This window comes from Streptomyces sp. NPDC007945, from assembly GCF_042958885.1.
In the GTDB taxonomy this organism is placed as follows: domain Bacteria; phylum Actinomycetota; class Actinomycetes; order Streptomycetales; family Streptomycetaceae; genus Streptomyces.
Genome location: NZ_JBIBJV010000002.1, coordinates 167181 through 193369 on the forward strand (window position 1 = coordinate 167181; position 26189 = coordinate 193369).

22 protein-coding genes and 4 tRNA genes are annotated in these 26189 nt (G+C 71.9%); 10 read left to right on the forward strand and 16 right to left on the reverse strand.

The window, feature by feature from the left end:
- The 8 genes from ACFZCF_RS06095 to ACFZCF_RS06130 all read right to left on the reverse strand — a co-directional run bounded on the left by ACFZCF_RS06095 (nucleotide 1) and on the right by ACFZCF_RS06130 (nucleotide 3957).
- Nucleotides 1-72 (reverse strand) — tRNA-Gln (locus tag ACFZCF_RS06095).
- Between the two features lie 22 nt (nucleotides 73-94).
- Nucleotides 95-167 (reverse strand) — tRNA-Glu (locus tag ACFZCF_RS06100).
- 61 nt (nucleotides 168-228) lie between these two features.
- A tRNA-Glu gene (locus ACFZCF_RS06105) sits at nucleotides 229-301 on the reverse strand.
- 42 nt (nucleotides 302-343) lie between these two features.
- Nucleotides 344-415 (reverse strand) — tRNA-Gln (locus ACFZCF_RS06110).
- Between the two features lie 92 nt (nucleotides 416-507).
- Entirely contained in the window at nucleotides 508-1233 is a 726-nt protein-coding gene (locus ACFZCF_RS06115) for an HAD-IA family hydrolase (RefSeq protein ID WP_391284958.1), read from the reverse strand.
- A gap of 163 nt (nucleotides 1234-1396) precedes the next feature.
- A complete protein-coding gene (gene gltX / locus ACFZCF_RS06120) occupies nucleotides 1397-2869 on the reverse strand; it encodes a glutamate--tRNA ligase (RefSeq protein ID WP_391284960.1) in 1473 nt (490 codons plus the stop codon).
- On the reverse strand, nucleotides 2862-3647 hold the full coding sequence (locus ACFZCF_RS06125) for a fumarylacetoacetate hydrolase family protein (protein ID WP_030496945.1): 786 nt from the start codon (nucleotides 3645-3647) through the stop codon (nucleotides 2862-2864). The genes gltX and ACFZCF_RS06125 overlap by 8 nt, the downstream gene beginning before the upstream one ends.
- 112 nt (nucleotides 3648-3759) lie before the next feature.
- Nucleotides 3760-3957, reverse strand: coding sequence for a hypothetical protein (locus tag ACFZCF_RS06130; protein ID WP_388435882.1), 198 nt, complete (start codon nucleotides 3955-3957; stop codon nucleotides 3760-3762).
- A 570-nt stretch (nucleotides 3958-4527) separates the two neighbouring features.
- Here ACFZCF_RS06130 and ACFZCF_RS06135 point away from each other — a divergent pair.
- The 8 genes from ACFZCF_RS06135 (at nucleotide 4528) to ACFZCF_RS06170 (ending at nucleotide 15107) form a co-directional block, all read left to right on the forward strand.
- Nucleotides 4528-8364, forward strand: coding sequence for a nitrate- and nitrite sensing domain-containing protein (locus tag ACFZCF_RS06135; RefSeq protein ID WP_391284962.1), 3837 nt, complete (start codon nucleotides 4528-4530; stop codon nucleotides 8362-8364).
- 9 nt (nucleotides 8365-8373) lie between these two features.
- Nucleotides 8374-8787, forward strand: coding sequence for a roadblock/LC7 domain-containing protein (locus tag ACFZCF_RS06140; RefSeq protein ID WP_030496942.1), 414 nt, complete (start codon nucleotides 8374-8376; stop codon nucleotides 8785-8787).
- 155 nt (nucleotides 8788-8942) lie between these two features.
- Nucleotides 8943-9353 (forward strand): DUF742 domain-containing protein, encoded by a 411-nt coding sequence (locus ACFZCF_RS06145; RefSeq protein WP_031013914.1) that lies wholly within the window; start codon nucleotides 8943-8945, stop codon nucleotides 9351-9353.
- Nucleotides 9334-9915, forward strand: coding sequence for an ATP/GTP-binding protein (locus ACFZCF_RS06150; RefSeq protein WP_359523040.1), 582 nt, complete (start codon nucleotides 9334-9336; stop codon nucleotides 9913-9915). Before ACFZCF_RS06145 ends, ACFZCF_RS06150 begins: the two co-directional genes overlap by 20 nt.
- A gap of 351 nt (nucleotides 9916-10266) precedes the next feature.
- Nucleotides 10267-13494, forward strand: a complete 3228-nt coding sequence (locus ACFZCF_RS06155) for a nitrate- and nitrite sensing domain-containing protein (protein ID WP_391284964.1) — start codon at nucleotides 10267-10269, stop codon at nucleotides 13492-13494.
- A 10-nt stretch (nucleotides 13495-13504) separates the two neighbouring features.
- The gene (locus ACFZCF_RS06160; RefSeq protein ID WP_030496939.1) at nucleotides 13505-13918 is read left to right on the forward strand and encodes a roadblock/LC7 domain-containing protein; all 414 of its coding nucleotides are present in this window, start codon (nucleotides 13505-13507) and stop codon (nucleotides 13916-13918) included.
- Nucleotides 13919-14011: 93 nt separating this feature from the next.
- A complete protein-coding gene (locus ACFZCF_RS06165; protein ID WP_388435893.1) occupies nucleotides 14012-14545 on the forward strand; it encodes a DUF742 domain-containing protein in 534 nt (177 codons plus the stop codon).
- Nucleotides 14526-15107 (forward strand): ATP/GTP-binding protein, encoded by a 582-nt coding sequence (locus ACFZCF_RS06170; RefSeq protein ID WP_346170986.1) that lies wholly within the window; start codon nucleotides 14526-14528, stop codon nucleotides 15105-15107. The genes ACFZCF_RS06165 and ACFZCF_RS06170 overlap by 20 nt, the downstream gene beginning before the upstream one ends.
- Before the next feature lie 90 nt (nucleotides 15108-15197).
- Here ACFZCF_RS06170 and ACFZCF_RS06175 read toward each other — a convergent pair whose 3' ends face one another.
- The 3 genes from ACFZCF_RS06175 to ACFZCF_RS06185 all read right to left on the reverse strand — a co-directional run bounded on the left by ACFZCF_RS06175 (nucleotide 15198) and on the right by ACFZCF_RS06185 (nucleotide 17730).
- Nucleotides 15198-15401: an acyl-CoA carboxylase subunit epsilon gene (locus ACFZCF_RS06175; protein WP_388435896.1), complete on the reverse strand. Its 204-nt coding sequence runs from the start codon at nucleotides 15399-15401 to the stop codon at nucleotides 15198-15200.
- 29 nt (nucleotides 15402-15430) lie between these two features.
- The gene (locus ACFZCF_RS06180; protein ID WP_388435899.1) at nucleotides 15431-17014 is read right to left on the reverse strand and encodes an acyl-CoA carboxylase subunit beta; all 1584 of its coding nucleotides are present in this window, start codon (nucleotides 17012-17014) and stop codon (nucleotides 15431-15433) included.
- Between the two features lie 206 nt (nucleotides 17015-17220).
- Nucleotides 17221-17730 (reverse strand): hypothetical protein, encoded by a 510-nt coding sequence (locus ACFZCF_RS06185; RefSeq protein WP_388435902.1) that lies wholly within the window; start codon nucleotides 17728-17730, stop codon nucleotides 17221-17223.
- A 228-nt stretch (nucleotides 17731-17958) separates the two neighbouring features.
- Between ACFZCF_RS06185 and ACFZCF_RS06190 the strand changes: the two genes are divergently transcribed.
- Entirely contained in the window at nucleotides 17959-18570 is a 612-nt protein-coding gene (locus tag ACFZCF_RS06190; protein ID WP_391284969.1) for a YceI family protein, read from the forward strand.
- A 129-nt stretch (nucleotides 18571-18699) separates the two neighbouring features.
- Nucleotides 18700-19803: a DNA polymerase III subunit beta gene (gene dnaN / locus ACFZCF_RS06195; RefSeq protein ID WP_391284971.1), complete on the forward strand. Its 1104-nt coding sequence runs from the start codon at nucleotides 18700-18702 to the stop codon at nucleotides 19801-19803.
- 24 nt (nucleotides 19804-19827) lie between these two features.
- Here the strand turns inward: dnaN and ACFZCF_RS06200 are convergent, their stop codons facing one another.
- From ACFZCF_RS06200 to ACFZCF_RS06220, 5 genes are all read right to left on the reverse strand, one after another.
- On the reverse strand, nucleotides 19828-21180 hold the full coding sequence (locus ACFZCF_RS06200; protein ID WP_391284973.1) for a hypothetical protein: 1353 nt from the start codon (nucleotides 21178-21180) through the stop codon (nucleotides 19828-19830).
- Between the two features lie 51 nt (nucleotides 21181-21231).
- Nucleotides 21232-22848 (reverse strand): citramalate synthase, encoded by a 1617-nt coding sequence (gene cimA, locus ACFZCF_RS06205; RefSeq protein WP_391284975.1) that lies wholly within the window; start codon nucleotides 22846-22848, stop codon nucleotides 21232-21234.
- A 283-nt stretch (nucleotides 22849-23131) separates the two neighbouring features.
- On the reverse strand, nucleotides 23132-24451 hold the full coding sequence (locus ACFZCF_RS06210) for an MFS transporter (RefSeq protein ID WP_388435916.1): 1320 nt from the start codon (nucleotides 24449-24451) through the stop codon (nucleotides 23132-23134).
- A 74-nt stretch (nucleotides 24452-24525) separates the two neighbouring features.
- A complete protein-coding gene (locus ACFZCF_RS06215; protein WP_388438832.1) occupies nucleotides 24526-25071 on the reverse strand; it encodes a TetR/AcrR family transcriptional regulator in 546 nt (181 codons plus the stop codon).
- Nucleotides 25072-25164: 93 nt separating this feature from the next.
- Nucleotides 25165-26184 carry an agmatine deiminase family protein gene (locus ACFZCF_RS06220; protein ID WP_391284978.1) on the reverse strand — a complete coding sequence of 340 codons (1020 nt, stop codon included), beginning with the start codon at nucleotides 26182-26184 and terminating at the stop codon, nucleotides 25165-25167.
- Between the last annotated feature and the right edge of the window lie 5 nt (nucleotides 26185-26189).

Here is a 26189-nt window from a genome sequence, read left to right on the forward strand (position 1 = left end):
CTGGTCTACCAGGACTCGAACCTAGACTAACTGAACCAGAATCAGTCGTGCTGCCAATTACACCATAGACCAATACGTGGTTAGACCAGCGTCGTACCCCCGACCGGATTCGAACCGGCGCTACCGCCTTGAGAGGGCGGCGTGCTAGGCCGCTACACAACGGGGGCCCTAGCGATCCTGCATCGGTGTCACCGGGAGCTACCCAGGTGATCCCGCGGGAAGGATCTGTACCCCCGACCGGATTCGAACCGGCGCTACCGCCTTGAGAGGGCGGCGTGCTAGGCCGCTACACAACGGGGGCTCGTGGATGCCAATCCACTGGTTTGCAGATGAGCTCTGCGAGCTGGCCTACCTGGACTCGAACCAAGACTAACTGAACCAGAATCAGTCGTGCTGCCAATTACACCATAGGCCACCGGGGCAACTTCCCCGCGAAGGGGATCTTGCTCGGCTTGCGCTTTCCGGGTTCTTGCCTTTCGGCTTGCTCCCCTCGGCGCAGGAAGAACATTACCCGAAGGTGGACGGTGCTCCAAAACGGGTATCCCCGCGGAGCAGCGGGGGGAGCTGGTGGAGGTCGGTGATCCGGTGCAGGCCGGGCTGCCCGCCGACGCCGGCGCGGTCCAGCCAGATGCCGCGGAGCCCCGCCTCCTGGGCGCCGAGCGCGTCGATGTCCGGCCGGTCCCCCACGTACGCCACCTCGTGCGGGGCGAGCGCCAGGGCGGTGCAGGCGGCGTGGAAGGCCTCGGCGGCCGGCTTGGCGCTGCCCAGCTCGGCGGCGCACAGGACGGCCTCGAAGCGGTCGCGGACGCCGAGGGCGCGCAGCTTGGGCTCCTGGGCGTGGACGCTGCTGTTCGACAGGACGGCCTGGCGGTACTCGGCGGCGAGGAGGTCGAGGACGGGCAGGGCGTCGGGGAAGAGCTCCCAGGCGGCCTCGTAGTGGGTGACGTACCGACCGAACCAGGCGTCGGCCTCGGGGTCGGTCAGGGCCGGGCGGCCGAGGAAGTCGCGGACGCGGTGCCGCCGCTGGTCCTGCCAGCCTCCCCCGGAGCCGTCCTCGAAGCGCCGCCAGTGGAGCTCGGTGAGCTCCTTCCAGCGGCGCAGGGCGTCCTCGACGGAGCCGTGCAGGCCGGTGAGGCCCTCGGCGGCGAGGTGGGCGCGCATCCCGGCGCGGTCGGCCGCCGCGTAGTCGAAGAGCGTGTCGTCCACGTCCCAGAGGACGGCGCGGATGGTCATGGAACCGACCGTACGCCCCGGGCGGCCGGGCCGGGAGGGGCCCGACGGATCCCGGGACGCCGACGGGGGCGGCGCCCGGAGGGTGTCCCGGGTGCCGCCCCCGTGGGCGTACCAGTCACGCGGTCACGCGGTCACGCGGTCACGCGGTCACGCGGTCACGCGGTCACGCGGAGAGCTTGGCCAGGGCCGCGTCGATGCGGGCCAGGGTCTTCTCCTTGCCCAGGATCTCCAGGGACTCGAAGAGGGGGAGGCCGACGGTGCGGCCGGTGACGGCGACGCGGACCGGGGCCTGGGCCTTGCCGAGCTTGAGGCCGTGGGCCTCGCCGGCGGCGAGGACGGCGCCCTTGAGCGACTCGGGGTCGTTCCAGTCGGCGTCCACCAGCTTCTCGCGGGCGGTGGTGAGGAGGGCCGCGGGCTCGCCCTTCATCGCCTTGTCCCAGGAGGGCTGGTCGAAGACGGGCTCGGCCAGGAAGAGGAAGTCGACGTTGGCCGTGATCTCGGAGAGGACGGTCAGGCGGGTCTGGGCGTGCGGGGCGATCCGCTCCCAGGCCGTGCGGTCGAAGTCCTCGGGCGCCCAGGGGGCGTGCGGGGCGCGGAGCCAGGGCTCGCAGGCCTCGGCGAAGGCCTTCACGTCCAGCATGCGGATGTGGTCCGCGTTGATGGACTCGGCCTTCTTGAGGTCGAAGCGGGCCGGGTTGGCGTTGACGTCCGCGATGTCGAACTTCGCCACCATCTCGGGGATGGTGAAGATGTCCTGGTCGGCGGAGAAGGACCAGCCGAGGAGGGACAGGTAGTTCAGCAGGCCCTCGGGGAGGAAGCCGCGCTCCCGGTAGAGGTTGAGGGAGGCCTGGGGGTCGCGCTTGGAAAGCTTCTTGTTGCCCTCGCCCATCACGTACGGCAGGTGGCCGAAGTGCGGGATCTCCTTGGCGACGCCCAGCTCGATCAGCGCCTTGTAGAGGGCGATCTGGCGGGGGGTGGAGGAGAGCAGGTCCTCGCCGCGCAGGACGTGGGTGATCTCCATGAGGGCGTCGTCGACCGGGTTGACCAGGGTGTAGAGCGGGGCGCCGTTGGCCCGGAGGATGCCGTAGTCGGGCACGTTCTCCGGGGTGAAGGTGAGCTCGCCGCGGACCAGGTCGGTGAAGGTGATGGGCTCGTCGGGCATCCGGAAGCGGACGATCGGCTCGCGGCCCTCCGCCTCGTACCGCGCGACCTGCTCGGCCGACAGCTCGCGGCAGTGGCCGTCGTAGCCGGACGGCTTGCCGGCGGCGCGGGCGGCCTCGCGGCGGTCGTCGAGCTCGGTGGTGGTGCAGTAGCAGCGGTACGCGTACCCGCCGGCGAGCAGCTTCTCGGCCACGTCGCGGTAGATGTCCATCCGCTGCGACTGGCGGTACGGGGCGTGCGGGCCGCCGACCTCGGGGCCCTCGTCCCAGTCGAGGCCGAGCCACTTCAGCGAGTCGAGGAGCTGCTCGTAGGACTCCTCGGAGTCACGGGCCGCGTCGGTGTCCTCGATGCGGAAGACCATCGTGCCCTGGTTGTGCCGGGCGAAAGCCCAGTTGAAGAGGGCGGTGCGGACCAGGCCCACATGGGGGTTGCCGGTCGGGGACGGACAGAAACGGACGCGGATCGCGTTAGCCACGCTTGATCACCCTGTTGGTGAGAGTGCCGATGCCTTCGATGGTGACGGCGACCTCGTCGCCGACGGTGAGGGGGCCGACCCCGGCGGGGGTGCCGGTGAGGATGACGTCGCCGGGGAGCAGCGTCATGGCCTCGGTGATGTGGACGACCAGGTCCTCGATGGAGCGGATCATGTCGCTCGTCCGACCGAGCTGGCGTTGTTCGCCGTTGACCGTGGCCTGGACGGCGAGGTCGCTCGGGTCGAGGTCGGTCTCCACCCAGGGGCCCAGCGGGCAACTCGTGTCGAAGCCCTTGGCGCGGGCCCACTGGGCCTCGCGCTTCTGGACGTCGCGGGCGGTCACGTCGTTGGCGCAGGTGTAGCCGAAGATCACGTCCTTGACGCGCTCCCGGGGCACCTCGCGGCACATGCGGCCGATCACCACGGCCAGTTCGGCCTCGTGGTGCAGCTCGCTGGAGAAGGAGGGGAACTCGATGGCGTCGCCGGGGCCGATGACCGAGGTGGTCGGCTTGAAGAAGGCGACCGGGACCTCGGGGACCTCGTTGCCGAGCTCCTTGGCGTGCTCCGCGTAGTTGCGGCCGATGGCCACGACCTTGTTGGGGAGCACCGGCGGCAGGAGCCGTACCTTGCTCAGCGGGACCTTGGTGCCGCTGAGCTCGAAGTCGGTGTACGGGATGCCCTTGATGATGTCCAGGACGAGGCCGCCGGACTCGACGGTCCCCTCGCCCTCGACCGCGCCGAAGGCGACATTGCCGTCGATGGAGAATCTGGCGATGCGCACGAGTGCTGTCGCCCCTCACTTGGTACTGGCTGGAGTCTGACGCTCCAGGCTAACGCGGCGCGGGGCGGCCTCCCGGCGGTTTTCGCCGGTGGCGGGCGGGTGGAGCGCCCGATCAGGCCTCGGCGAGGTAGGCCGGGACGTGCGGCTCGGGGGCCCGCATGAGGACGGTGCGGCGCGGGTTGGCCGTCGCGCCGGGGAGCTCCGTCGCGTACTCGGGGGTGGCGCCGCGGCCGAGGGCGGCGGCGTCCGCGAGGTGGGCGAGGGTGGAACGGCGCGGGTTGGCCGTGGTGGCGGGCGTGGGTGCAGTCATCGCGCTGGCAGACCTTGTCCGGGACGGGCGCCCGTGCGGGCGCGAGAATGATGTAAAGCGTCAGGCTAAATCAAGGCGTTCCCTTCGAATGCATGGCTAAGACATCGATTCCGGTGTGAGTTTGCTCACCACTGAGTGGATTTTCCGGGCATTACGGACAGGTATGTCAAGTCACGGAAAGGGACATTCCGCCACTGAACCAGCTATTCCGCTCCTGATCATCGCGACTGGGACACACGGGGATGCCGGGCCTTTGGCGCGGAAAAGTCCGAAACCTCCGTGATCATCTTCTACACCCCGTGATCCGTCGCGTACGGTTGGTCATCCACCCTGCGGTACAGACCGCGGCCCTTGTTGGAGTTCCGGCACTGTGCTGGAATTCCACGCACCGCCGCGGGTTCGAAGCCGGCACGCAGGGGGCGCAACGCAGCGCCGGCCGAGTGGCGGAGAAGGGGGATCTGCGCCGGTCACCGACGACCACCTGGGGCGCACCGATGCGTCCCGACGACGCCGACACCGTCCACTCCGGTTCCACCCGGAAGGACGCCTGGTCCAGAGGTTGCGACGCTAGTGCAGGGACGTTTCAAGAGGGATGGCACGGGCTCTGCCCAGGCCCGCAAGGGCCGCGCGGAGGCTCCGTCGGAGCAGGAACCGCGTGCCGGGACCGACCGCGGTCCCGCGGCCCCGCACCCCACCCAGCAGGCGCCCGGCGCGGGCGGCCAGGGCAAGGCCCCGGGCAAGGGGAAGGGGAAGGGCAAGGGGACGCGGCCGAACGCCGAGGCCGGCGAGCAGTCCGGCACGGCCGCGACCGCGCGCGCCGACAAGGGCGCCGCCTCCGCCACGCCCGAGAACGCGGCCGGCTCTCGAATAGCCCTGCGGAACTGGCGCATCTCCACCCGCCTCGTGGCCCTGCTGACCCTCCCCGTGGTCGCGGCCACCAGCCTCGGCGGCATCCGCATCAGCGAGTCGCTCCAGGACATGCAGCAGCTCGACCACATGCAGCTGCTCACCAAGCTCACCCGCGAGGCGACCGCGCTCGCCCAGGCCCTCCAGGCCGAGCGCGACCTCTCCGCGGGCCCCCTCGCCAACGGCCGTCCGGTCAGCGACTACCAGGTCGCCAACCCGCGACGCCGTACGGACCGTTCCTACGACGCCTTCCTCGACGCCACCCGGGCCATCCCGAACAGCGAGGACGACGAGGCGCTGCAGAGCATCCGCTCCAACGTCGGCACCATCGCCGCGCAGGTCATCGACCTCCACAACATCCGGACGAACGCCTACCAGAAGGGCGTCCAGCACTCGGTGACGGTCGAGGCGTACAGCCGCCTCATCCGCTCGCTGCTCAGCCTCTCGCAGGACATGGCGCAGGCGACCAGCAACCCCGAGATGATCAAGCGGACCCGCGCGCTCGCCGCGTTCTCGTCCGCCAAGGAGTACGCCTCCATCCAGCAGGCGATCATCGCGGGCGCCCTGCCGGCCAGCGACAAGACCGCCGGCCGGATCCAGCCCGGTGACCGCCTCTACGGCGAGGCCGCGCTCAAGAGTGAGAACAACGCCTTCAAGACGTTCACGGCGATCTACGAGGGGACCGGCGGCGACGCCACGGACCTCACCGACTCGCTGCACTCCGGCAACCCGACGATCCTGGACGCCGAGAAGTACGCCGAGCGCGTGCTGGCCTCCGACGGCGCCATGCCGGGCGGCGTGCGCCGCGGCTACCTCAACTTCACCGACGAGTACGAGACGAAGATCGCGGCCATGGGCCGCATCGAGAACCAGCTCCTCGGCGACATGGAGACGATGGCCCGCGAGCTGCGCCAGGAGTCGCAGCGCGAGGCCATCATCAACGGTGCGCTGATCCTGCTCGTCCTCGGCGTCTCGCTCATCGGCGCCTTCGTCGTGGCCCGGTCCATGATCCGCTCGCTGCGCCGGCTCCAGGACACCGCCACCAAGGTCGCCCAGGAACGCCTCCCCGAGCTCGTCAAGCAGCTCTCCGAGGCCGACCCGCAGGACGTCGACACCTCCGTCGAGTCCGTCGGCGTGCACTCCCGGGACGAGATCGGCCAGGTGGCCGCGGCCTTCGACGACGTGCACCGCGAGGCCGTCCGCCTCGCCGCCGAGCAGGCCCTCCTCCGGGGCAACGTCAACGCGATGTTCACCAACCTCTCGCGCCGTTCGCAGGGCCTCATCCAGCGCCAGCTCTCGCTCATCTCCGAGCTGGAGTCCCGCGAGGCCGACCCGGACCAGCTCTCCTCGCTCTTCAAGCTCGACCACCTCGCGACCCGTATGCGCCGGAACGGCGAGAACCTCCTCGTCCTCGCCGGCGAGGAGCCCGGCCGCCGCTGGACCCGCCCGGTCCCGCTGGTCGACGTCCTGCGCGCCGCCGCCTCCGAGGTGGAGCAGTACGAGCGCGTCGAACTGGCCGCGGTCCCGGCGACGGACGTCGCCGGCCGGGTCGTCAACGACCTCGTGCACCTCCTCGCCGAGCTGCTGGAGAACGCCACCTCGTTCTCCTCCCCACAGACCAAGGTCCGGGTCACCGGTCACGCGCTGCCCGACGGCCGCGTGCTCGTCGAGATCCACGACACCGGCATCGGCCTCTCCCCCGAGGACCTCGCCGCGATCAACGAGCGGCTCGCCTCGCCGCCCACCGTGGACGTCTCCGTCTCCCGCCGCATGGGCCTCTTCGTGGTCGGCCGCCTGTCCCTGCGACACGGCATCCGCATCCAGCTGCGCCCGTCCGACTCGGGCGGCACCACCGCGCTCGTCATGCTCCCGGTCGACGTCGCCCAGGGCGGCCGCAAGCCGGCCCCCAAGTCGGGTCCCGGCGCCCAGGGCGGGGCCCCGCAGGGCGGCAACGCCCCCGGCGGCCGTCTCCCCGGCGGCCCCGGCGCGGCCGGCGGCCCGGGTGCCGGACGTCCCGGCCTCGGCGGCCCCTCGGCCCCGGCCGGCCGGCTCGGCGCGGGCCCGGCCGGCGCGCGGCCCCAGGTGGGCCCCGCCGGCGGACCGCGCACCGCGCTGCCCGCCCGGGACGGCGCCCCGCAGGCCCCGCAGCAGCCCCAGCCCGCCCACGCGCAGCTGGAGCAGACCGGTCAGCTGCCGCAGCTCTCCCAGCCGGCGCAGCCCGGCCCGGGCGCGGGTCTCATCGGCGGCGCGGCCAGCGCCATCCCGTCCCGCACGGACGTGTGGGGCGGCAGCCCGCGCACCCCGCAGCCGCCCCAGGCCCCGCAGCCGCCCCAGCAGCAGGACCCGCTGGGTGCCCCGAACGGCTTCCCGCGCGCGGAGCTGCCCGGCGGCAACCCGCAGCCGCAGCGTCCGCAGGCCGCGAGCTGGGGCAGCGACCCGGCCCAGCAGCCGGTGCGCCGTCCGCAGCAGGACATGACGCCGCTGGACGCCCCGCGCGGTCACGACGACCGGGAGGCGACGGGTTCGTTCGCCGCGCCCGGCGCCCCGCAGGGCCCGGGTTCGACGGGCCAGTTCCCGCGGCCGGACTTCGACGCCCCGCAGGCGCCCTCGGCTCCGCGGGCAGGCCAGGCGCCGCAGGCCCCGCAGTACCAGGACCCGGCGTCCACCGCGGCGTTCGCCCGTCCGGACTTCGAGGCGCCGCAGGCCCCCCAGGCCCCGCAGTACCAGGCCCAGCCGCCGTACGGCAGCCAGCCCTTCGTACCGCAGGCCCCCCAGGCGCCCATGGCCCCGCAGGCCCCCCAGGCCCCGCAGCAGCGCACCGGCGACGACTTCGGCGCGCGGCAGCCCGGCCTCCCGCAGGCGGGCCACCCGCAGCAGGGCTTCGCGCAGGCCGGTCCGCAGCAGGCCGCCCCTCAGCAGCCCGGGCCGCGTCAGCCGCAGCCCGGTCAGCCGCAGCTCGGCCGGCCGCGTCGTCCGGAGGCCCTGCCGCCGGCGCCGGCCGCGGGCGACGGGCGGACCCCGCTGTACGACACGCTGGAGACCAACTGGTTCCAGCAGGAGCAGGGTCAGCAGCAGGCCCCGGCCGCCCCGCAGGCCCAGCCGCAGCAGCCGCAGCAGGCGCCCGAGCTCGACCGGACCATGCAGACCCCGGTCGTCCCGCAGCCCGGCCCGGCGCAGCGGCAGAACCCCGACGGCGGACGGCCGACCACCTGGCGGCCCTCGCCCAACGACGATCTGGTGCGCCAGGCCGAGCGGGCGCGCAAGCCCTCCGCCGGCGGGGTCACCACCTCCGGTCTTCCGCGCCGTGTGCCGAAGGCCAACCTCGTACCCGGGACCGCCCAGGAGCAGGCCCACACGGCCGGCCCCCAGGTCTCGCGTGCACCCGACGACGTCCGCGGCCGGCTCACCAATCTGCGCCGCGGTATCCAGCAGGGCCGACAGGCGGGCAACTCGACCACGGGTAGCTTCCACCTCGGTCCGAACCACCAGCAGGAGCGATAGTTGAGCGCGATGAGCCAGGCGGCGCAGAACCTGAACTGGTTGATCACCAACTTCGTGGACAACACCCCCGGGGTGTCCCACACAGTGGTGGTCTCCGCCGACGGCCTTCTGCTGGCCATGTCCGAAGGATTCCCCCGCGACCGAGCCGACCAGCTGGCGGCGGTCGCGTCCGGGCTCACCTCGCTGACCGCGGGCGCCTCCCGGATCTTCGAGGGCGGTCCCGTGGCACAGACCGTGGTGGAGATGGAGCGCGGCTTCCTCTTCCTCATGTCGGTCTCGGACGGCTCCTCGCTCGCCGTGCTCGCGCACCCGGAGTGCGACATCGGCCTCGTGGGCTACGAGATGGCGCTGCTGGTCGACCGGGCCGGCAGCGTCCTCACCCCGGATCTCCGCGCGGAGCTCCAGGGCAGCCTGCTGCACTAGCGGTCCCCACCCGCCCGCGGCACCTGTCCCCTCGACGGGGCGGTACTCCCCCCACGCGTACCGCCCCCGGCACCGTTCATCGTCCGGCCGCCCCATCCGGCCCCCCACCGGCCCCATCAGACGGCAGAAGGCTCGCCGTCACGCCCGGAGGATTCATGACCCCGCCCCCCGCCTCTCACGATCCGTACGGTGGCTCGTCGCTGGACGACCCGTACGGTCATGAGGGCGACCAGCCGCTGGTCCGTCCGTACGCGATGACCGGCGGCCGGACCCGGCCGCGCTACCAGCTCGCCATCGAGGCACTGGTCAGCACCACGGCCGACCCGGCGCACCTCGCCACGCTCCTGCCCGAGCACCAGCGCATCTGCCACCTGTGCCGTGAGGTCAAGTCGGTGGCCGAGGTGTCCGCCCTGCTGTCGATGCCGCTCGGCGTCGCCCGGATCCTCGTGGCCGACCTGGCCGAGGCGGGCATGGTGGCCATCCACCAGCCGGGCAACGGAGAAGCCGGCGGCACGCCGGACGTGACACTGCTCGAAAGGGTGCTCAGTGGACTTCGCAAGCTCTAACGGCGGCGCGGCCAGATCGACCACCAGCGCGAAGATCGTGGTGGCCGGTGGCTTCGGCGTGGGCAAGACCACGTTCGTGGGCGCCGTCTCGGAGATCAACCCGCTGCGCACCGAGGCCGTGATGACCGCGGCCTCGGCCGGGATCGACGACCTCACGCACACCGGCGGGAAGACCACCACCACGGTGGCCATGGACTTCGGCCGCATCACGCTGGACCAGGACCTGATCCTGTACCTGTTCGGCACCCCGGGCCAGGACCGCTTCTGGTTCATGTGGGACGACCTGGTCCGCGGCGCGATCGGCGCCGTCGTCCTCGTCGACACCCGCCGCCTCGCCGACTGCTTCCCCGCGGTCGACTACTTCGAGAACTCGGGTCTGCCGTTCGTCATCGCGCTCAACGGCTTCGACGGTGCCCAGCCGTACGCCCCGGAGGAGGTCCGGGAGGCGCTGCAGATCGGTCCGGACACCCCGATCATCACCACCGACGCCCGCCACCGCGCGGACGCCAAGAGCGCGCTCATCACCCTTGTCGAGCACGCTCTCATGGCCCGTCTCAAGTAGGGTTTCGGCCAAGGCAGTTGTCATATGCCGCCGCTCGGGGGCGGCCGGAGTCGATCTGTGGCCTTCGACACGGCCTGCCCTGGGCTTCATAACATTTCGACAGAGAATTCGGGCGGGTCGGACACCCGACGCATCCGCTCCGTGTCGCTGTGCTCACATGAGCCCCGCCATTTGGCGGGGCTCGTTCTTTATGCCCGTTTTATGTGAGGCGTGGGCCACGGGAACCCGGGCCGTCCCACTGTTTGGAAGGGACCCCCTTCACGTGCTGCAATTCATGAACTCCCGAGTAGTACGGCCCTGAACGAAACACCGGCACGACGTAGGTGCCGACGCGGAGAGGTTGTTGGTCGAGTGAGGCGAAGCATGGATGGCTCCGCGGAGCAGGAGGCGCGGGGCAACTTCACCCCGCCGTCGCGCAGCGCGCTGTCGCCCGCGGACGTACCGGTGACTCCCGTACCCGCGCCCGCCCCCCAGGGCAGCTCCAGCAAGCTGTCCCCGCGCAACTGGCGGGTGCCCACCCGGCTGAACGCCATCCTCCTCATACCCGTGCTCGTCGGCCTCGTCATGGGCGGCTTCCAGGTCAAGGGGTCGATCGACACCTGGCAGGAGGCGCAGGACGCCGAGAAGACGGCGCTCATCGTGCGCGCCGCCTCCCAGTACTCCACCGCCCTCCTCAACGAGCGCGACCAGACGGCCGTTCCGCTGCTCTCCGGCAAGGACCGGACCTCCGCCGAGATCACCCAGGCGTACGCCGCCACCGACGCGGCCCGCGCCGCGTTCGACGAGGCCATCCGCAACATGCCCTCGGGCCAGGGCCTGGAGCGTCGCCTGCAGGCGTTCAAGAACGAGGAGCCCAAGCTCGCGGGCCTCCGCAAGGCCGCCTACACGGCCGCGCTCGACCCGGTGAACACCCAGCTCGGCTACACCGGCGTGCAGCACTACCTCATGGAGTTCTCCAACGAGCTCGGCCTGGGCACCGGCAACATCACCAGCTACGGCCGGACCGTCTACGCCATCCAGCTGGCCAAGGCCGCCGGCTCGCTCCAGCGCTCCATCGGCACCCAGCTGCTCGTCCGGCCCAGCGCCAAGGACGCGGTCTTCGCCCAGCAGTCGGTCGCCTTCAACTCGTACAACTACCTGGAGCAGATCGCCCTCGGCGAGTACAACTCCGGTGGCACGGCCGAGGACGTCGAGCGCCTGAAGAAGGTCATGGCGGGCAAGGCCGCCGAGGGCGAGCGCAAGATGCAGGCCGCCGACATCACCCTGCCCAAGGGCAAGGACGGCTCGGTCTACTCCGGCGTCGCCACCGCGATCGGCTCCGCCGAGGACGCGGACGCGATCAAGGCCCTCGCGGCCAAGAAGATCAACGCCGAGACCTGGATGGCGATCGCCACCGCCAAGTTCGACGGCTACAGCGAGGTCGAGAAGACCCTCGTCGACAAGGCCGTGGCCGAGGCCACCGCGATCTCCGACGAGGCCAAGACCGACGCCTGGGTGACCGGCGCCAGCGTCGTCGTCGCCCTGCTCGCCGCCTTCATCCTCGCCGGGATGATGGCCCGGCAGATGAGCCGCTCGATGCGCGAGCTGCGCACCGCCGCCTTCGGTATCGCCGAGCAGCGCCTGCCCATGCTGGTCGACCAGCTCTCCCGCACCGAGCCCGGCCGGGTCGACACCCGGGTGCAGCCCATCCCGATCGACTCCCAGGACGAGATCGGCGAGGTCGCCCGCGCCTTCGACCAGGTCCACCGCGAGGCCGTGCGGCTCGCCGCCGAGCAGGCGATGCTCCGCGGCAACGTCAACGCGATCTTCACCAACCTGTCGCGCCGCAACCAGTCGCTCATCGAGGGCCAGCTGACCCTCATCACCGACCTGGAGAACAACGAGGCCGACCCGGACCAGCTGGAGAACCTCTTCAAGCTGGACCACCTCGCGACCCGCATGCGCCGCAACGGCGAGAACCTCCTGGTCCTCGCGGGCGAGGAGCCGGGCCGCCGCTGGGACCAGCCGGTCCCGCTCGTCGACGTGCTCCGCGCCGCCTCCTCCGAGGTGGAGCAGTACGAGCGCATCGAGATCGCCGGCGTGCCGGAGGCGGAGATCCACGGCCAGGCCGTGACCGACCTCGTGCACCTGCTCGCCGAGCTCCTGGAGAACGCCACCACGTTCTCCTCCCCGCAGACCAAGGTCCGGGTGACCGCGACCCGTCTCCCCGACGGCCGGGTGATGGTCGAGATCCACGACAAGGGCATCGGCCTCACCGCCGAGGACTTCGCGGACATCAACCACAAGCTGGCGAACCCGCCCACCGTGGACGCGGCCGTCTCTCAGCGCATGGGCCTCTTCGTGGTCGGCCGGCTCTCCGACCGGCACGGCATCCGCGTCCAGCTCCGCCCCTCGGGCGAGCAGGCCGGCACCACCTCGCTGGTCATGCTGCCGGACGCGATCACCCACGGCGGCGGCGGCGAGCAGCCGGTCCAGGACGACTTCACGGTCTCCCAGATCATCCCGCACCAGCAGCAGGGCGCCTTCGAGGCCCAGCCGGCCCCGATGCGCACCGCGGCCGAGCTCGGCTTCGACGACTCGCGCTACGAGCAGCAGGGCGAAGGCCAGCAGCTCGACCCGGTCAACCGCTCGCTGATGCGCGAGGAGCGCCGCGCGGCCCTGGAGGCCCAGGTCCACGGCGCGGACTCCGGGCCGTACGAGGAGCCCGAGCAGGGCCGGGCGTACGGCTCCGAGTACGGCCAGGAGCAGGGCTACGGCCAGGAGTACGCCCAGGGCTACGAGCAGGGCCAGGGGTACGCCCCCGAGTACGACCAGGAGCAGCAGGGGTACCAGCAGCAGCCGCAGGACGGCTACGGCTTCCCCCCGCAGCAGGGCTACGAGGAGTACGCCCCGCAGGGTGACGCGTACCCGCAGCAGGCGTATGCGGAAGCGGCGTACGGCACTCAGGAGCCGGCCCAGGGCGGTTACGACCAGGCGTTCGAACCCCAGTCCCACCAGGGCGAGTGGCCGGAGCAGAGCTCCTACCAGGGTGCTTTCGACCAGGGTTACCGTCCGGAATCGGAATCTTCGCAGCGCGCTCCCGAACAGGGCGCTGAGCGCGTAGGCTTCGACCGTCCGGCCCCGGCTCCGAGTCCCGCTCCGGACACCGGTCACGGTCTGACCGACGCCGGTCTGCCGCGCCGCGGCGGTGTCGCCCCGCAGGCGCCCCAGGCGCAGCGGCCCGTGCCGCCGGCCCAGGCCGCCCAGCCGGTGGGGCAGGACGAGCAGAACCAGAACGATGCCCCCGACGCATGGCGCTCGGCCAACGACGAGCGCTGGGAGCAGGCCAAGAAGCTCCGCGAGCCGAAGGCGGGCGGGGTCACCTCCTCCGGCCTCCCCCGGCGCGTCCCCAAGGCCAACCTGGTCGAGGGCACGGCGGAGCAGACGCCGCAGGGCGGCCCCCAGGTCTCCCGGGCACCCGAGGACGTGCGGGGCAGGTTGAGCAACCTGCGTCGCGGGGTCCAGCAGGGCCGCACCGCGGGATCGGACACGAACGGATCGGGCTTCGGCCCGGGCAGTACCTACGACCAGGAGCGTTAGTGTGAGCGCGATGAGCCAGGCGGCGCAGAATCTGAACTGGTTGATCACCAACTTCGTGGACAACACCCCTGGGGTGTCCCACACGGTGGTGGTCTCCGCCGACGGACTCCTGCTGGCCATGTCCGAGGGGTTTCCCCGGGACCGGGCCGACCAGCTGGCGGCGGTGGCCTCCGGGCTGACCTCGCTGACGGCGGGTGCGTCCCGGATCTTCGAGGGCGGCGCGGTCAACCAGACCGTGGTGGAGATGGAGCGCGGCTTCCTCTTCATCATGTCGGTCTCGGACGGCTCCTCGCTGGCCGTCCTCGCCCACCCCGAGTCCGACATCGGTCTCGTGGGCTACGAGATGGCCCTCCTCGTGGACCGCGCGGGGTCCGTCCTCACCCCGGACCTGCGGGCGGAGCTCCAGGGAAGCCTTCTCAACTAACAGACAGACAGTGCGTTTCACGTCACCGCACCGTTAGGGTGCGGTGACGCGGCTCCAAGGGACATGGACCGCGAGGCAGTCGGAGGAGGAGACGTGGGAACACCCCCGGGGGCGAACCCCTACAACGGTTACGACGCGCATCAGGCGCCGCCCAGCGACACCGCGCAGAACCGGTACAACTTCCCTTCCGCACCCAGCAGACAGGGTGTTTCCCCGTCCTACGGGCAGCCGCAGGCGCAGCCGGTGCCCCCGCGTGCGGCGGGGTCCTCGGCCTCCGGCGGCGGGCACAACCCGCTCGTGCGGCCGTACGCGATGACCGGCGGCCGGACCCGGCCGCGCTACCAGCTCGCCATCGAGGCGCTGGTCAGCACCACCGCGGATCCGGCCAGGCTGCAGGGGCAGTTGCCCGAGCACCAGCGGATCTGCCGGCTGTGCTTCGAGATCAAGTCGGTCGCGGAGATCTCGGCCCTTCTCTCCATCCCCCTCGGCGTTGCCCGGATCCTCGTCGCCGACCTGGCCGAGGCCGGACTTGTCGCCATTCACCAGCCCGGCGGCGACGAGGCCGCCGGCGGTCAGCCAGACGTGACACTGCTCGAAAGGGTGCTCAGTGGACTTCGCAAGCTCTAGCGGCGGCGCGGCCCGTTCAACCACCAGCGCGAAGATCGTGGTGGCGGGTGGCTTCGGCGTGGGCAAGACCACGTTCGTGGGTGCCGTCTCGGAGATCAACCCGCTGCGTACCGAGGCCGTCATGACGTCCGCGTCCGCGGGCATCGACGACCTCACGCACACCGGCGACAAGACGACGACGACTGTCGCCATGGACTTCGGCCGCATCACGCTGGACCAGGACCTGATCCTGTACCTGTTCGGCACCCCCGGCCAGGACCGCTTCTGGTTCATGTGGGACGACCTGGTCCGCGGCGCGATCGGCGCCGTCGTCCTCGTCGACACCCGCCGCCTCGCCGACTGCTTCCCCGCGGTCGACTACTTCGAGAACTCGGGTCTCCCGTTCGTCATCGCCCTCAACGGCTTCGACGGGAACCAGCCGTACGCCCCGGAGGAGGTCCGAGAGGCCCTCCAGATCGGTCCGGACACCCCGATCATCACCACCGACGCCCGCCACCGCGCGGACGCCAAGAGCGCGCTCATCACCCTCGTCGAGCACGCCCTCATGGCCCGTCTGCGGTAACCGTCCCGACGGCGCGTCGGCGCGACGCCACGGGAAAGGGCCCCCGCTCCTCGAAGGAGCGGGGGCCCTTTCCCGTGTGTGTGCGGGGCGTCAGCGCCAGCTGTGCGGGGCGCGGAAGCCGCCCTCGCGCTCCAGGCGGCGCCAGCCGGCGGCGGTGCGGCCGTGGCCGGCGACGGCCGGCTCGGGCTGCGAGGCGGCGCGGGCGAGCAGGACCGCGGTGATGGCGGCGAGCTCCTCGGGGTCGGCGTGGCCCTTCTCGACGCGGAGAAGGTTGGCCGTGGCAGGCGTGGTCACTTCTGTGGACTCCTTGTGGCCGGGGCGGGTTACTGGGGCGGGTTGCCGTGCTTGCGGGAGGGCAGGTCGGCGTGCTTGGTACGGAGCATGGCGAGGGACCGGATGAGCACCTGGCGGGTGTCGGCGGGGTCGATGACGTCGTCGACCAGGCCGCGCTCCGCCGCGTAGTACGGGTGCATCAGCTCGGCCTTGTACTCCTTGACCATGCGGGCCCGCATGGCCTCGGGGTCCTCGGCCTCCGCGATCTGCTTGCGGAAGATCACGTTGGCGGCGCCCTCGGCGCCCATGACCGCGATCTCGTTGGTGGGCCACGCGTACGTCAGGTCGGCGCCGATCGACTGGGAGTCCATGACGATGTACGCGCCGCCGTACGCCTTGCGCAGGATCAGCGAGATCCGGGGCACGGTCGCGTTGCAGTACGCGTACAGCAGCTTCGCGCCGTGGCGGATGATTCCACCGTGCTCCTGGTCGACGCCGGGCAGGAAGCCGGGGACGTCCAGAAGAGTGATGATCGGGATGTTGAACGCGTCGCACATCTGCACGAAGCGGGCAGCCTTCTCCGAGGCCTCGATGTCCAGGACGCCGGCGAGGGACTGCGGCTGGTTGGCGACGATGCCGACGACCTGGCCGTCGAGGCGGGCCATCGCGCAGATGATGTTGCGGGCCCAGCGCTCGTGGATCTCCAGGAAGTCGCCGTCGTCGACGAGCTCCTCGATGACCTTGTGCATGTCGTACGGGCGGTTGCCGTCGGCGGGCACCAGGTCGAGCAGGACGTCGGAGCGGCGGTCGGCCGGGTCCTCGGAGGCGACGGTCGGCGGGTTCTCGCGGTTGTTCTGCGGGAGCATCGACAGGAGGTAGCGGACCTCGGCGATGCAGGTCTCCTCGTCGTCGTACGCGAAGTGCGCGACGCCGGAGGTCTCGGCGTGGACGTCGGCGCCGCCGAGGCCGTTCTGGCTGATCTCCTCGCCGGTGACCGCCTTGACGACGTCCGGGCCGGTGATGAACATCTGCGAGGTCTCGCGGACCATGAACACGAAGTCGGTGAGGGCGGGGCTGTAGGCCGCGCCACCGGCGCAGGGGCCGAGCATCACGCTGATCTGCGGGATGACGCCGGAGGCCTTGGTGTTGCGCTGGAAGATGCCGCCGTAGCCGGCGAGGGCGGAGACGCCCTCCTGGATGCGGGCGCCGGCGCCGTCGTTCAGGGAGACCAGCGGGGCGCCGGCCGCGATGGCCATGTCCATGATCTTGTGGATCTTGGTGGCGTGGGCCTCGCCCAGGGCGCCGCCGAAGATGCGGAAGTCGTGGGCGTAGACGAAGACCGTGCGGCCCTCGACCGTGCCCCAGCCGGTGATGACGCCGTCGGTGTACGGCTTCTTGGCCTCCAGGCCGAAGCCCTGCGCGCGGTGCCGGCGCAGCTGCTCGACCTCGTTGAAGGACCCCGCGTCCAGGAGCAGCTCGATGCGCTCGCGCGCGGTCAGCTTGCCCTTCGCGTGCTGGGCCGCGGTCGCGCGCTCGCTGGGGCCGGCCAGCGCCTGCTCGCGCAGCACGTGCAGTTCGGCGACGCGGCCACGTGCGTCGGTGGGCTCGCTCGGGATCTCGTCGACAAGGGTCATGTACCGACCCTACGAACTCGACCAAGGAAACCCCGCCGTCGACTCCGTACAGTCTCGCGTGTCGATTCCTGGCGGGGACGGACAGAACCGTGGGGCCACCGGAGCGAGTCCACAGCCCGGGGGCCCCTTTGCTTGTGGGGAGTGAACAAAAACAGAGCGCGGGCCTCCGGGTTTCCGGGGGCCCGCGCTCGGGGGTGGCGTCCGGTTCAGCAGCCGCCGCAGTTGTAGAAGGTCACGTCCCAGTGGTTGCCCTCGTCGGCGTAGACGTTGCCCGCGCCGGAGCGCCACTGCGGGGCGCCGTCCCCGCGGAGGCCGATGTAGGTGAACGTGTTCTTGATGTAGTTCCCGACGCAGGTGTACTTGCTGAAGTCCAGCTTGTAGCCGTTCCAGTGCGAGTAGGTGCCGCTCGCGTGGCCGGTCTCGGTGCCGCCGGTGATGTTGAGGGCGCAGCCGCTGGCGCTCTTGAGGGTCTGGGCGCCCTGGGCGGTGGCGAGGTTGAGCTGCTCGAACGAGGTGCAGGTGGAGTTGTACCGGTCGGAGCAGCCGCCGGAGGAGGACCAGGTGATGCCCGCGTTGCGGAACATCGAGGTCGCGGTGGCGTGGCTGATCTTGGTGACGGCGTGGGCCTCGCCGCCGGCGGTGAGGACGCCGAAGCCGGGGGCGAAGAGGGCGCCGAGGACGAGTGCCAGGGCGGTGAGGACGGAGCGGAGCTTCACGGGGATGCCTCCTGCTGGTGACCGTGGGGACGGGGACGGCGGTGCAGGTGGTGCTCTGTGCGCACGGGGATGATGCCGCAGTTCTACGCGCGTCCGCCAGAGGGCGTAGGGCACCGGTACGGGGCCGTCCGGATGAACCTTCGCCAAAGATGTTGAATGTTGAACGGAATGGCGCTACAGTCATTCTCGTTGAAGGTTCAACAAGCACCCCCATCAAGGAGTCACGTCATGGGCATCTTCGGCCGCAAGAACACTTCGTCCGCCGTCACCACCGCCCCCCGCCCGGTGGACCCGGCCCTCGCCGCCCTGACCGGCGACTACACCATCGACGCCGCCCACAGCACCATCGGCTTCACCGTCCGCCACGCCATGGTGACCAACGTGCGCGGCTCCTTCGGGGAGCACGAGGGCAGCCTGACGCTCAACGGCAGCGACCCGTCCGCGTCCAGCGCAGCCATCGACGTCAAGATCGCCTCGATCGACACCGGCATCGGCGACCGCGACAACCACCTGCGCGGCGACGACTTCTTCGACGCCGAGCGGTTCCCGCTCATGACCTTCCGCTCCACCGAGGCCGCCCACCTGGGCGGCGACACGTACCGGATCACCGGCGACCTGACCATCAAGGACGTCACCAGGCCGCTCTCCATCGACCTGGAGTTCAACGGCACCGCCACCGACCCCTACGGCAACGAGCGCGTCGGCTTCGAGGGCTCGGCCGAGATCCTCCGCTCCGAGTGGGGCCTCACCTGGAACGCGGCCCTGGAGACCGGCGGCGTCATGGTCAGCGACAAGGTCAAGCTGAACTTCGACATCTCCGCCATCAAGAACGCCGCCTGACCCTCCTCCCCCGGCACCGGTGTGACACGAGCGCGCCCGCCCTCCGCGACGACGCGGACGGCGGGCGCTCGGCGTCTCCCGGAGCGGTCGGACGGGGCGTTGTCAGTGGGGGTCGTTAGCGTCGGGCGCATGGAAATCCGTATCGACAGCGCCGTGTTGGCCGATGCCGTCGCCTGGGCCGCGCGCGTGCTGCCCGCCCGCTCCCCGATGCCCGTGCTCGGCGGGCTCCTCCTGGAGGCCGGCGAGGACGGCACGCTGAGCGTCTCCGGACTCGACCACGAGGCCTCCGCCCGCGTGGCGGTCGAGGCGGAGACCGTGGTGGCGGGGCGCGTGCTGGTGCTCGGCCGGCGGCTGCTCGACATCTGCAAGGTCCTGCCCCCGGGCCGGATCGCGCTCGCCGTGGAGGAGTCCCGGCTCTCGGTCGGCGCGGGGGACGTCCGCTTCGGGCTCTCGCTGCTGCCGCTGGACTCCTACCCGGCCGCCCCGGCGCCGCCGCCGGTCCTCGGCGAGGTCGACGGCGGCGCCTTCGCGGAGGCGGTCGGCCAGGTCGCGGCGGCGGCCGGCCGGGACGACTCGCTGCCGGTCCTCACCGGGATACGGCTCGCCCTGGACGGGGCCGTGATGACGCTGGCCGCCACGGACCGCTACCGGTACGCGGTCCGCACCCTGGAGTGGCACCCGGGCGCGGAGCTCACGGACCCCGCCGACGTGGTCGTGCCCGCCCGCCGCCTCGCCGAGATCGCCCGCTCCTTCGCGGGCGCCGGCCGGGCCAGGATCGGGCTCGACGCGCACTCCCTCGGCTTCGAGCACGCCGGCCGGCGCACCACCGCCCGGCTGTTGGACGGCCGGCTCCCCCGCCACGACAAGCTCTTCGCCCTCGGCGACCACGCCGTCGCGGTCACCGGCCGGGCCGCCCTGGTGGAGGCCGTGAAACGGGTCGCGGTGGTCGCCGAGGGCGACAGCCCGGTCCAGCTCGCCTTCGAGGGGACGACGCTCCGGCTGCGCGCCGGGTACGAGGACGACGTCGCCTCCCAACTCCTCCCGGCCGCCCTCGACGGCGCCGGGGCGATGACGGTCGCCTTCAACCCGGGCTATCTGCTCGACGCCCTCACCCGCTTCACCGCCGAGGAGGTGCGGCTCCACCTGATCGGTCCCGGCCAGCGCGCCCTCCTCGCCGACGGCGCCGACGGCGGCCACCGACACCTGCTGATGTCGGTGAAGCCGCTGGTCTGAGGGCTGCCGGCCGGGCGCCGGCGCTCAGAAGCCGCCGCCTCCTCCGAAGTCGCCGCCGCCCCCGCCGAAGTCGCCGAAGCCTCCGCCGTCCCCGCCGCCGAAGTCGCTGCCGCCGAAGTCACCGGAGGAGATGTCCCCGCCGGGGTCGCCGAAGTCGCCGCCGCCGTACTCCGCCGCGTAGGCCGGGGTGGCGAGGGAGGTGCCGAGCAGCGTCCCGACGAGGAGGCCGGGGAGGAGGCCGCCGCCGAAGTAGCCGCCCGCCCAGGGGCCGTAGGCCGGACCCGCCTCCCAGTAGGGGCGGCGGCCGCCGTCGGTCTCGACGGTGCGGACGCGGGGGTCCCGGCCGTCGTCCAGGCGGGCCGCGTCGGCGGCGCAGACCGGGACCTCGCGGGAGGCGCCGCCCGCCGGGGTCCAGGTGCGGTCCTCGGTGGACGGGCCGTGGCGGGGATCGAAGAAGCACGGGGGCCGGCGCTCGGGCAGCGGCCGGGCGGAGCGGCGGGCGTCGAGCACGGCCAGCGAGTGGCGCCCGTCCTCCAGTGCCTGGGTGACCGCGCGCACCTCGTGCGGGTGCCGCACCCCGCCCATCAGGGCCTTCGCCCGGTCGTAGGAGTCGAGGGCCTGCTCGTAGTCGGCGCGCATCGCCTCGGTGGCGCCCGCCTCCGCGGGGTGGAAGTCGAGCCGTTCCAGCTCCTCGCCGAAGGCGGTGATGTCCTCGTCGACGACGACCCGCAGCCGCTCCAGGGCCGCCCGCTCCTCGGCCTCCTTCCGCTTGCGCCGACCGCGCACCACGGCGTAGGCGGCGGTGCCGCCGACGGCGGCCACCGCGCCCAGGGTGACGAGGCCGCCGACCGGGACGCCGGAGTCCTCCGCGGCGCCGCCGGGCCAGGCGGCGGGCGCCGAGCCGCGCATCGCGGGCAGGGCCTGGTCGGCGAAGGCGTTCAGTTCGGTGGCGGCGTCGGTGCCGGGCCGGTCGGCCACGGAGACCATGTTGTCCACGGCGGCGGCCGAGAGGACCCGGCTGTCGGCCTTGGCGGCGAACTCGTCGCCGAGCCGGACGGCGTACACGCCCGCGAGGCCGGTCTGCTCGCGGAGGTTCTCGATGAGCCCGTTCGGCGGGTACTGCGCGCCCTCCGGGAGGACGGCGACGAAGAGCGGCTTGTCCGCGTCCTCGATCTTCTCCGCGAGGGCGGCCGCCTCGGCCGCCGAGAGCTGCCCGGCGGCGCCCGGGTCGACGTACACCGGGCCCTGTCTCAGGGCGGCGGCCGCGTCCGGGACGCCCGTGGCCCTGGCACCCGCCGACGCGGGGGCCAGGGCCAGGAGCAGCAGGAGGATCAGCCCGGCGAGGGCCGACCACACCGAAATCGCCCTGGTCTTCATGGTTCGAAATTACCCGAACGGGCTCGAACTAGACATAGGGGGCGGCATCGCTCATTCGGCGGGGTCGACTCCCGCCCGCAGCAGCCCGTAGGTGAAGGCGTCCTCGATGGCCTGCCAGGAGGCGGCGATGACGTTCTCGCCGACGCCCACGGTGGACCACTCGGCGTTGCCGTCGCTGGTGGTGACGAGGACGCGGGTGGTGGACTCGGTGCCGTGCCGGCCTTCGAGGATGCGGACCTTGTAGTCGACCAGCTCGAACTTGGCGAGCTGCGGGTAGATCCGCTCCAGGGCGACCCGCAGGGCGCGGTCGAGGGCGTTGACCGGGCCGTTGCCCTCGGCGGTGGCGAGCATCCGCTCGCCCTTGGCCCAGAGCTTGACCGTGGCCTCGTTGGCGTGGGTGCCGTCGGGGCGGTTCTCGGTGATCGCCCGCCAGGACTCGGTGCGGAAGTAGCGGCGGGCCCGGCCCTCGGCCTCGGAGCGCAGCAGCAGCTCGAAGGAGGCGTCGGCGGCCTCGTACGTGTAGCCCTGGAGCTCCCGCTCCTTGACCCGCTCGACGACCCGGGCGACGAGCGCGCGGTCCCCGCCGAGGTCGACGCCCAGCTCCTTGCCCTTGAGCTCGATGGAGGCGCGGCCCGCCATGTCGGAGACGAGCATCCGCATGGTGTTGCCGACCAGCTCGGGGTCGATGTGCTGGTAGAGGTCGGGGTCGACCTTGATGGCGGAGGCGTGCAGGCCGGCCTTGTGGGCGAAGGCGGAGACGCCGACGTACGGCTGGTGGGTGGAGGGGGTGAGGTTGACGACCTCGGCGATGGCGTGCGAGATGCGGGTCATCTCCGCGAGGGCGCCCGGGGGCAGCACCCGCTTGTCGTACTTGAGCTCCAGGGCCGCGACGACGGGGAAGAGGTTGGCGTTGCCGACCCGCTCGCCGTAGCCGTTGGCGGTGCACTGGACGTGGGTGGCGCCCGCGTCGACGGCGGCGAGGGTGTTGGCGACGGCGCAGCCGGTGTCGTCCTGGGCGTGGATGCCGAGGCGGGCGCCGGTGTCGGCGAGGACGGTGGAGACCACGGCCTGCACCTGGGCGGGGAGCATGCCGCCGTTGGTGTCGCAGAGGACGACCGCGTCGGCGCCGGCCTCGTGGGCGGCGGTGACCACGGCCTTGGCGTAGTCGGGGTTGGCCTTGTAGCCGTCGAAGAAGTGCTCGCAGTCGACGAAGACGCGGCGACCCTGGGCGACCAGGTGGGAGACGGTGTCGCGGACCATCTCCAGGTTCTCTTCGAGGGTGGTGCGCAGGGCCAGCTCGACGTGCCGGTCGTGGGACTTGGCGACCAGGGTGATCACCGGGGCTCCGGAGTCCAGGAGCGCCTTGACCTGCGGGTCCTCGGCGGCGCTGCCGCCGGCCCGGCGGGTGGCGCCGAAGGCGACGAGCTGCGCGTGCCGGAAGGTGATCTCCTGGCGGGCGCGGGCGAAGAACTCGGTGTCGCGCGGGTTGGCGCCGGGCCAGCCGCCCTCGATGAAGCCCACGCCGAACTCGTCGAGGTGCCGGGCGATGGTCAGCTTGTCCGCGACGGTGAGGTTGATGCCCTCGCGCTGCGCCCCGTCGCGCAGCGTGGTGTCGAAGACATGGAAACTGTCGTCGGGGCGCGCGCCCTCGGCGTTCTCCGTGGTCATGGCTCTGATGGCTCCTGTCGGATGTGGCTCCGGAAGGTATGGATCCACTTGCCCCCATTCTCACGCGCCGTCCGTCTCCGGCACGGGTGGGGCCGGAAAACGAAAAAACCCCTCGCGGGTGCGAGAGGTCTGCGCGCGGGTCTGGGGCACGGTGTCCACTGCCGCGGGGGGTCGTTCCACGGATCAGCGGTCACTGCGGACCGGCGCGCTGCTGCCGATAATCATCGTGGTAGCAAGCACGCCGGAAGTCTGCCACAGCCCGGGGTCCGGCCGGACGCCGGTCTCACGATACGGGCAGCCGGTCCTCCCGCCGCTCGGGCGCCGTCTTCCCGACCCGGCCGAGGTCGATGTCGCGGGTCTCCCGCATGGTGAGGTAGACGATCAGGGAGACGGCCGCGCAGCCGGCGACGTACCAGTAGTAGCCGGACTCGATGCCGGCGTCCTTGAACCAGAGGGCCACGTACTCGGCGGTGCCGCCGAAGAGGGCGTTGGCGATGGCATAGGGCAGCGCGACGCCGAGGGCCCGGATGCCGGTGGGGAAGAGCTCGGCCTTCACGCAGGCGTTGATCGACGTGTAGCCGGTGATGACGAGCAGGGCGAGCAGCGAGAGGCCGAGGGCCGGCCAGAACGAGCCCGCGTGCTGCAGCAGCGTCATGATCGGCACGGTGAGGAACGTCGAGCCGACCGCGAAGGTGATGAGCAGCGGGCGGCGGCCGATCCGGTCGGACAGCCGGCCCGCGAGCGGCTGGAGGCAGGCGAAGACGATCAGGGCGCAGAAGGAGACGAGGGTGGCGGTCTGCTTGGAGAGCCCGGCGGAGTTGGAGAGGTACTTGGTGAGGTAGGTGGTGTACGTGTAGTAGGCCACCGTGCCGCCCATGGTGAGCGCGACGACGAGGAAGGCCTCGCGCCGGTGCGCCCACAGGGCCTTGAGGGTGCCCTTCTCCCCGTGCCCGACGCCGTCGTCGGCGGTCTCCTCGTACACCTCGGTCTCCAGCATGTTCCGCCGCAGGTAGAAGACGACGGCGGCGCCGAGGGCGCCCACGATGAAGGGGATGCGCCAGCCCCAGCTGTGCAGGGCCTCGGTGGACATGGTCCGCTGGAGGACGATCTGGAGGCCGAGGCCGAGGATCTGTCCGGCGGTCATGGAGACGTACTGGAAGCTGGAGGCGAAGCCCCGGTGCCGGGGCGCGGAGGCCTCGGTGAGGTAGGTGGCGCTGGCCGCGTACTCGCCGCCGACGGAGAGGCCCTGGAGGAGGCGGGCGACGAGGAGGACGGCGGCGCCGCCGTAGCCGGCGACCGCGTAGGTGGGGGCGACGGCGATGAGCAGCGCCGAGGCGGACATCAGGGTGACGGTGAGGGTGAGCGCCGCCTTGCGGCCCTTGCGGTCGCCGACCCGGCCGAGGAGCCAGCCGCCGACGGGCCGCATGAAGAAGCCGACGGCGAAGATGCCGGCGGTGTTCATGAGCTTGGCGGTGTCGTTCCCCTCGGGGAAGAAGGCGCCCGCGAAGTAGGTGGCGAAGCTCGCGTACACGAACCAGTCGAACCACTCGACCATGTTCCCGGCGGAGCCGACCCAGATCTTCTTCCAGTGATCTCTTCCCATGGCCCGGAACCGTGCCGGACCCCGCCCCCGGCGGGCAAGGGCGCAGGGGCAACGATCGGGAGTACTTGCGTGCGTTACGTTCGCGGAATCAGGGTTTCGTCGATGAACTCCCTGACCTGCGCGAGGACTTCGCTCCGCCCGGTACCCGGGAGGCCGACCGCCACGTGCACGCTGTAGCCGTCGAGGAGGGCTCGCATCCGGCTCGCGAAGCGGTCGGGGTCCACGGCCCGGAACTCGCCGCGCGAGACGCCCTCGGCGAGGATCGCGACGAGGTCCCGGTGCCAGGCGCGCTCGATGGCGGCCTGCCGGGCCCGGGCCTGGTCGTCGGCGTTCTGCGAGCGGTTCCAGACCTCCAGCCAGAGGGTCCAGTGGGGGTCGCGCGGCCCGTCCGGCACGTACACCTCGACGTATCCGTCGAGCCGCTCGCGGGCGCTGCCGGGCCGGGAGAGCAGTGCGCCCCGCTCGGCCCCGAGCCGGCCCTCGCTCCACTCCAGGGTCTGGAGCAGCAGCTCGTCCTTGGTGCGGAAGTAGTAGAGGAGGTGGCCGCTGCTCATCCCCACCTGCCGGCCGAGCCCGGCCATGGTCAGCCCGTCGAGCCCTCGCTCGGCCACGGTGTCCATGGCCGCCGCGAAGACGTCCTCCCGGGGCGGTGCCGCCTGGTTGCGGCGGCGGGGGGCGGGGGCCTGGTTGCTCTGCTGACTCACTCGTACGTTCTACACCGAGGGCTGCTGCTGGGTGACGCAGTGGATGCCCCCACCGGCCGCGAAGATCGTCCGGGCGTCGACGAGGACGACCTCGCGGTCCGGGAAGAGCCGGCGGAAGATCTCGGCGGCGAGCTCGTCGTGGGGGTCGTCGAAGGCGCAGAGGATCACGGCGCCGTTGCAGAGGTAGTGGTTGATGTAGGAGTAGTCGACCCAGTCGCCCTCCTCGTCGGTGAGGACCGTGGGGGCGGGGACCTCGATGACCTCCAGGGGGCGGCCCCGGGCGTCGGTCTGGGCGCGGAGGATGTCCACGTACAGCCGGGAGCGTCCGTAGTCGGGGTGGCGGGGGTCCTGCTGGCTGTGGACGAGGACGGTGCCGGGGCGGGCGAAGGCGGCGACGATGTCGATGTGCCCCTGGGTGCCGTACAGGCCGTAGTCGCCGGCGAGACCGTGCGGGAGCCAGATCGCCTTGGTGGTGCCGAGCTTGGCGTGGATCTCCCGCTCGACCTGCTCGCGGGTCCACTCGGGGTTGCGGCCGGAGCCGAGCTGGACGGTGTCGGTGAGCAGGACGGTGCCCTCGCCGTCGACGTGGATGCCGCCGCCCTCGTTGACCAGCTCGCTGCTCAGCACGGGGACGTCGGCCGCGTCCGCGACGTGGCGGGCGATCTTGGAGTCGTGCTCCCAGCGGGCCCAGTCCTGGGCGCCCCAGCCGTTGAACACCCAGTCCACGGCGGCCAGGGAGGTGCCGTCGGTGACGAAGGTGGGGCCGATGTCGCGCATCCAGGCGTCGTCGAGCTCCCGCTCGACGAGCTCGACGTCCGCGCCGAGGAGGGCCCGGGCGCCCTCGGCGTCGCCGGGGGCGACGACCATCGTCACCGGCTCGAAGCGGCGGACGGCGCGGGCGACGGAGGCCCAGGCCCGGCGGGCCTCGGCGAGCTCCTCGTCGCTGGTGAAGGTGGGGTTCGGGCTCGGCCAGGCCATCCAGGTCCGCTCGTGCGGGGTCCACTCGGCGGGCATGCGGTACGAGGTCATGGGGC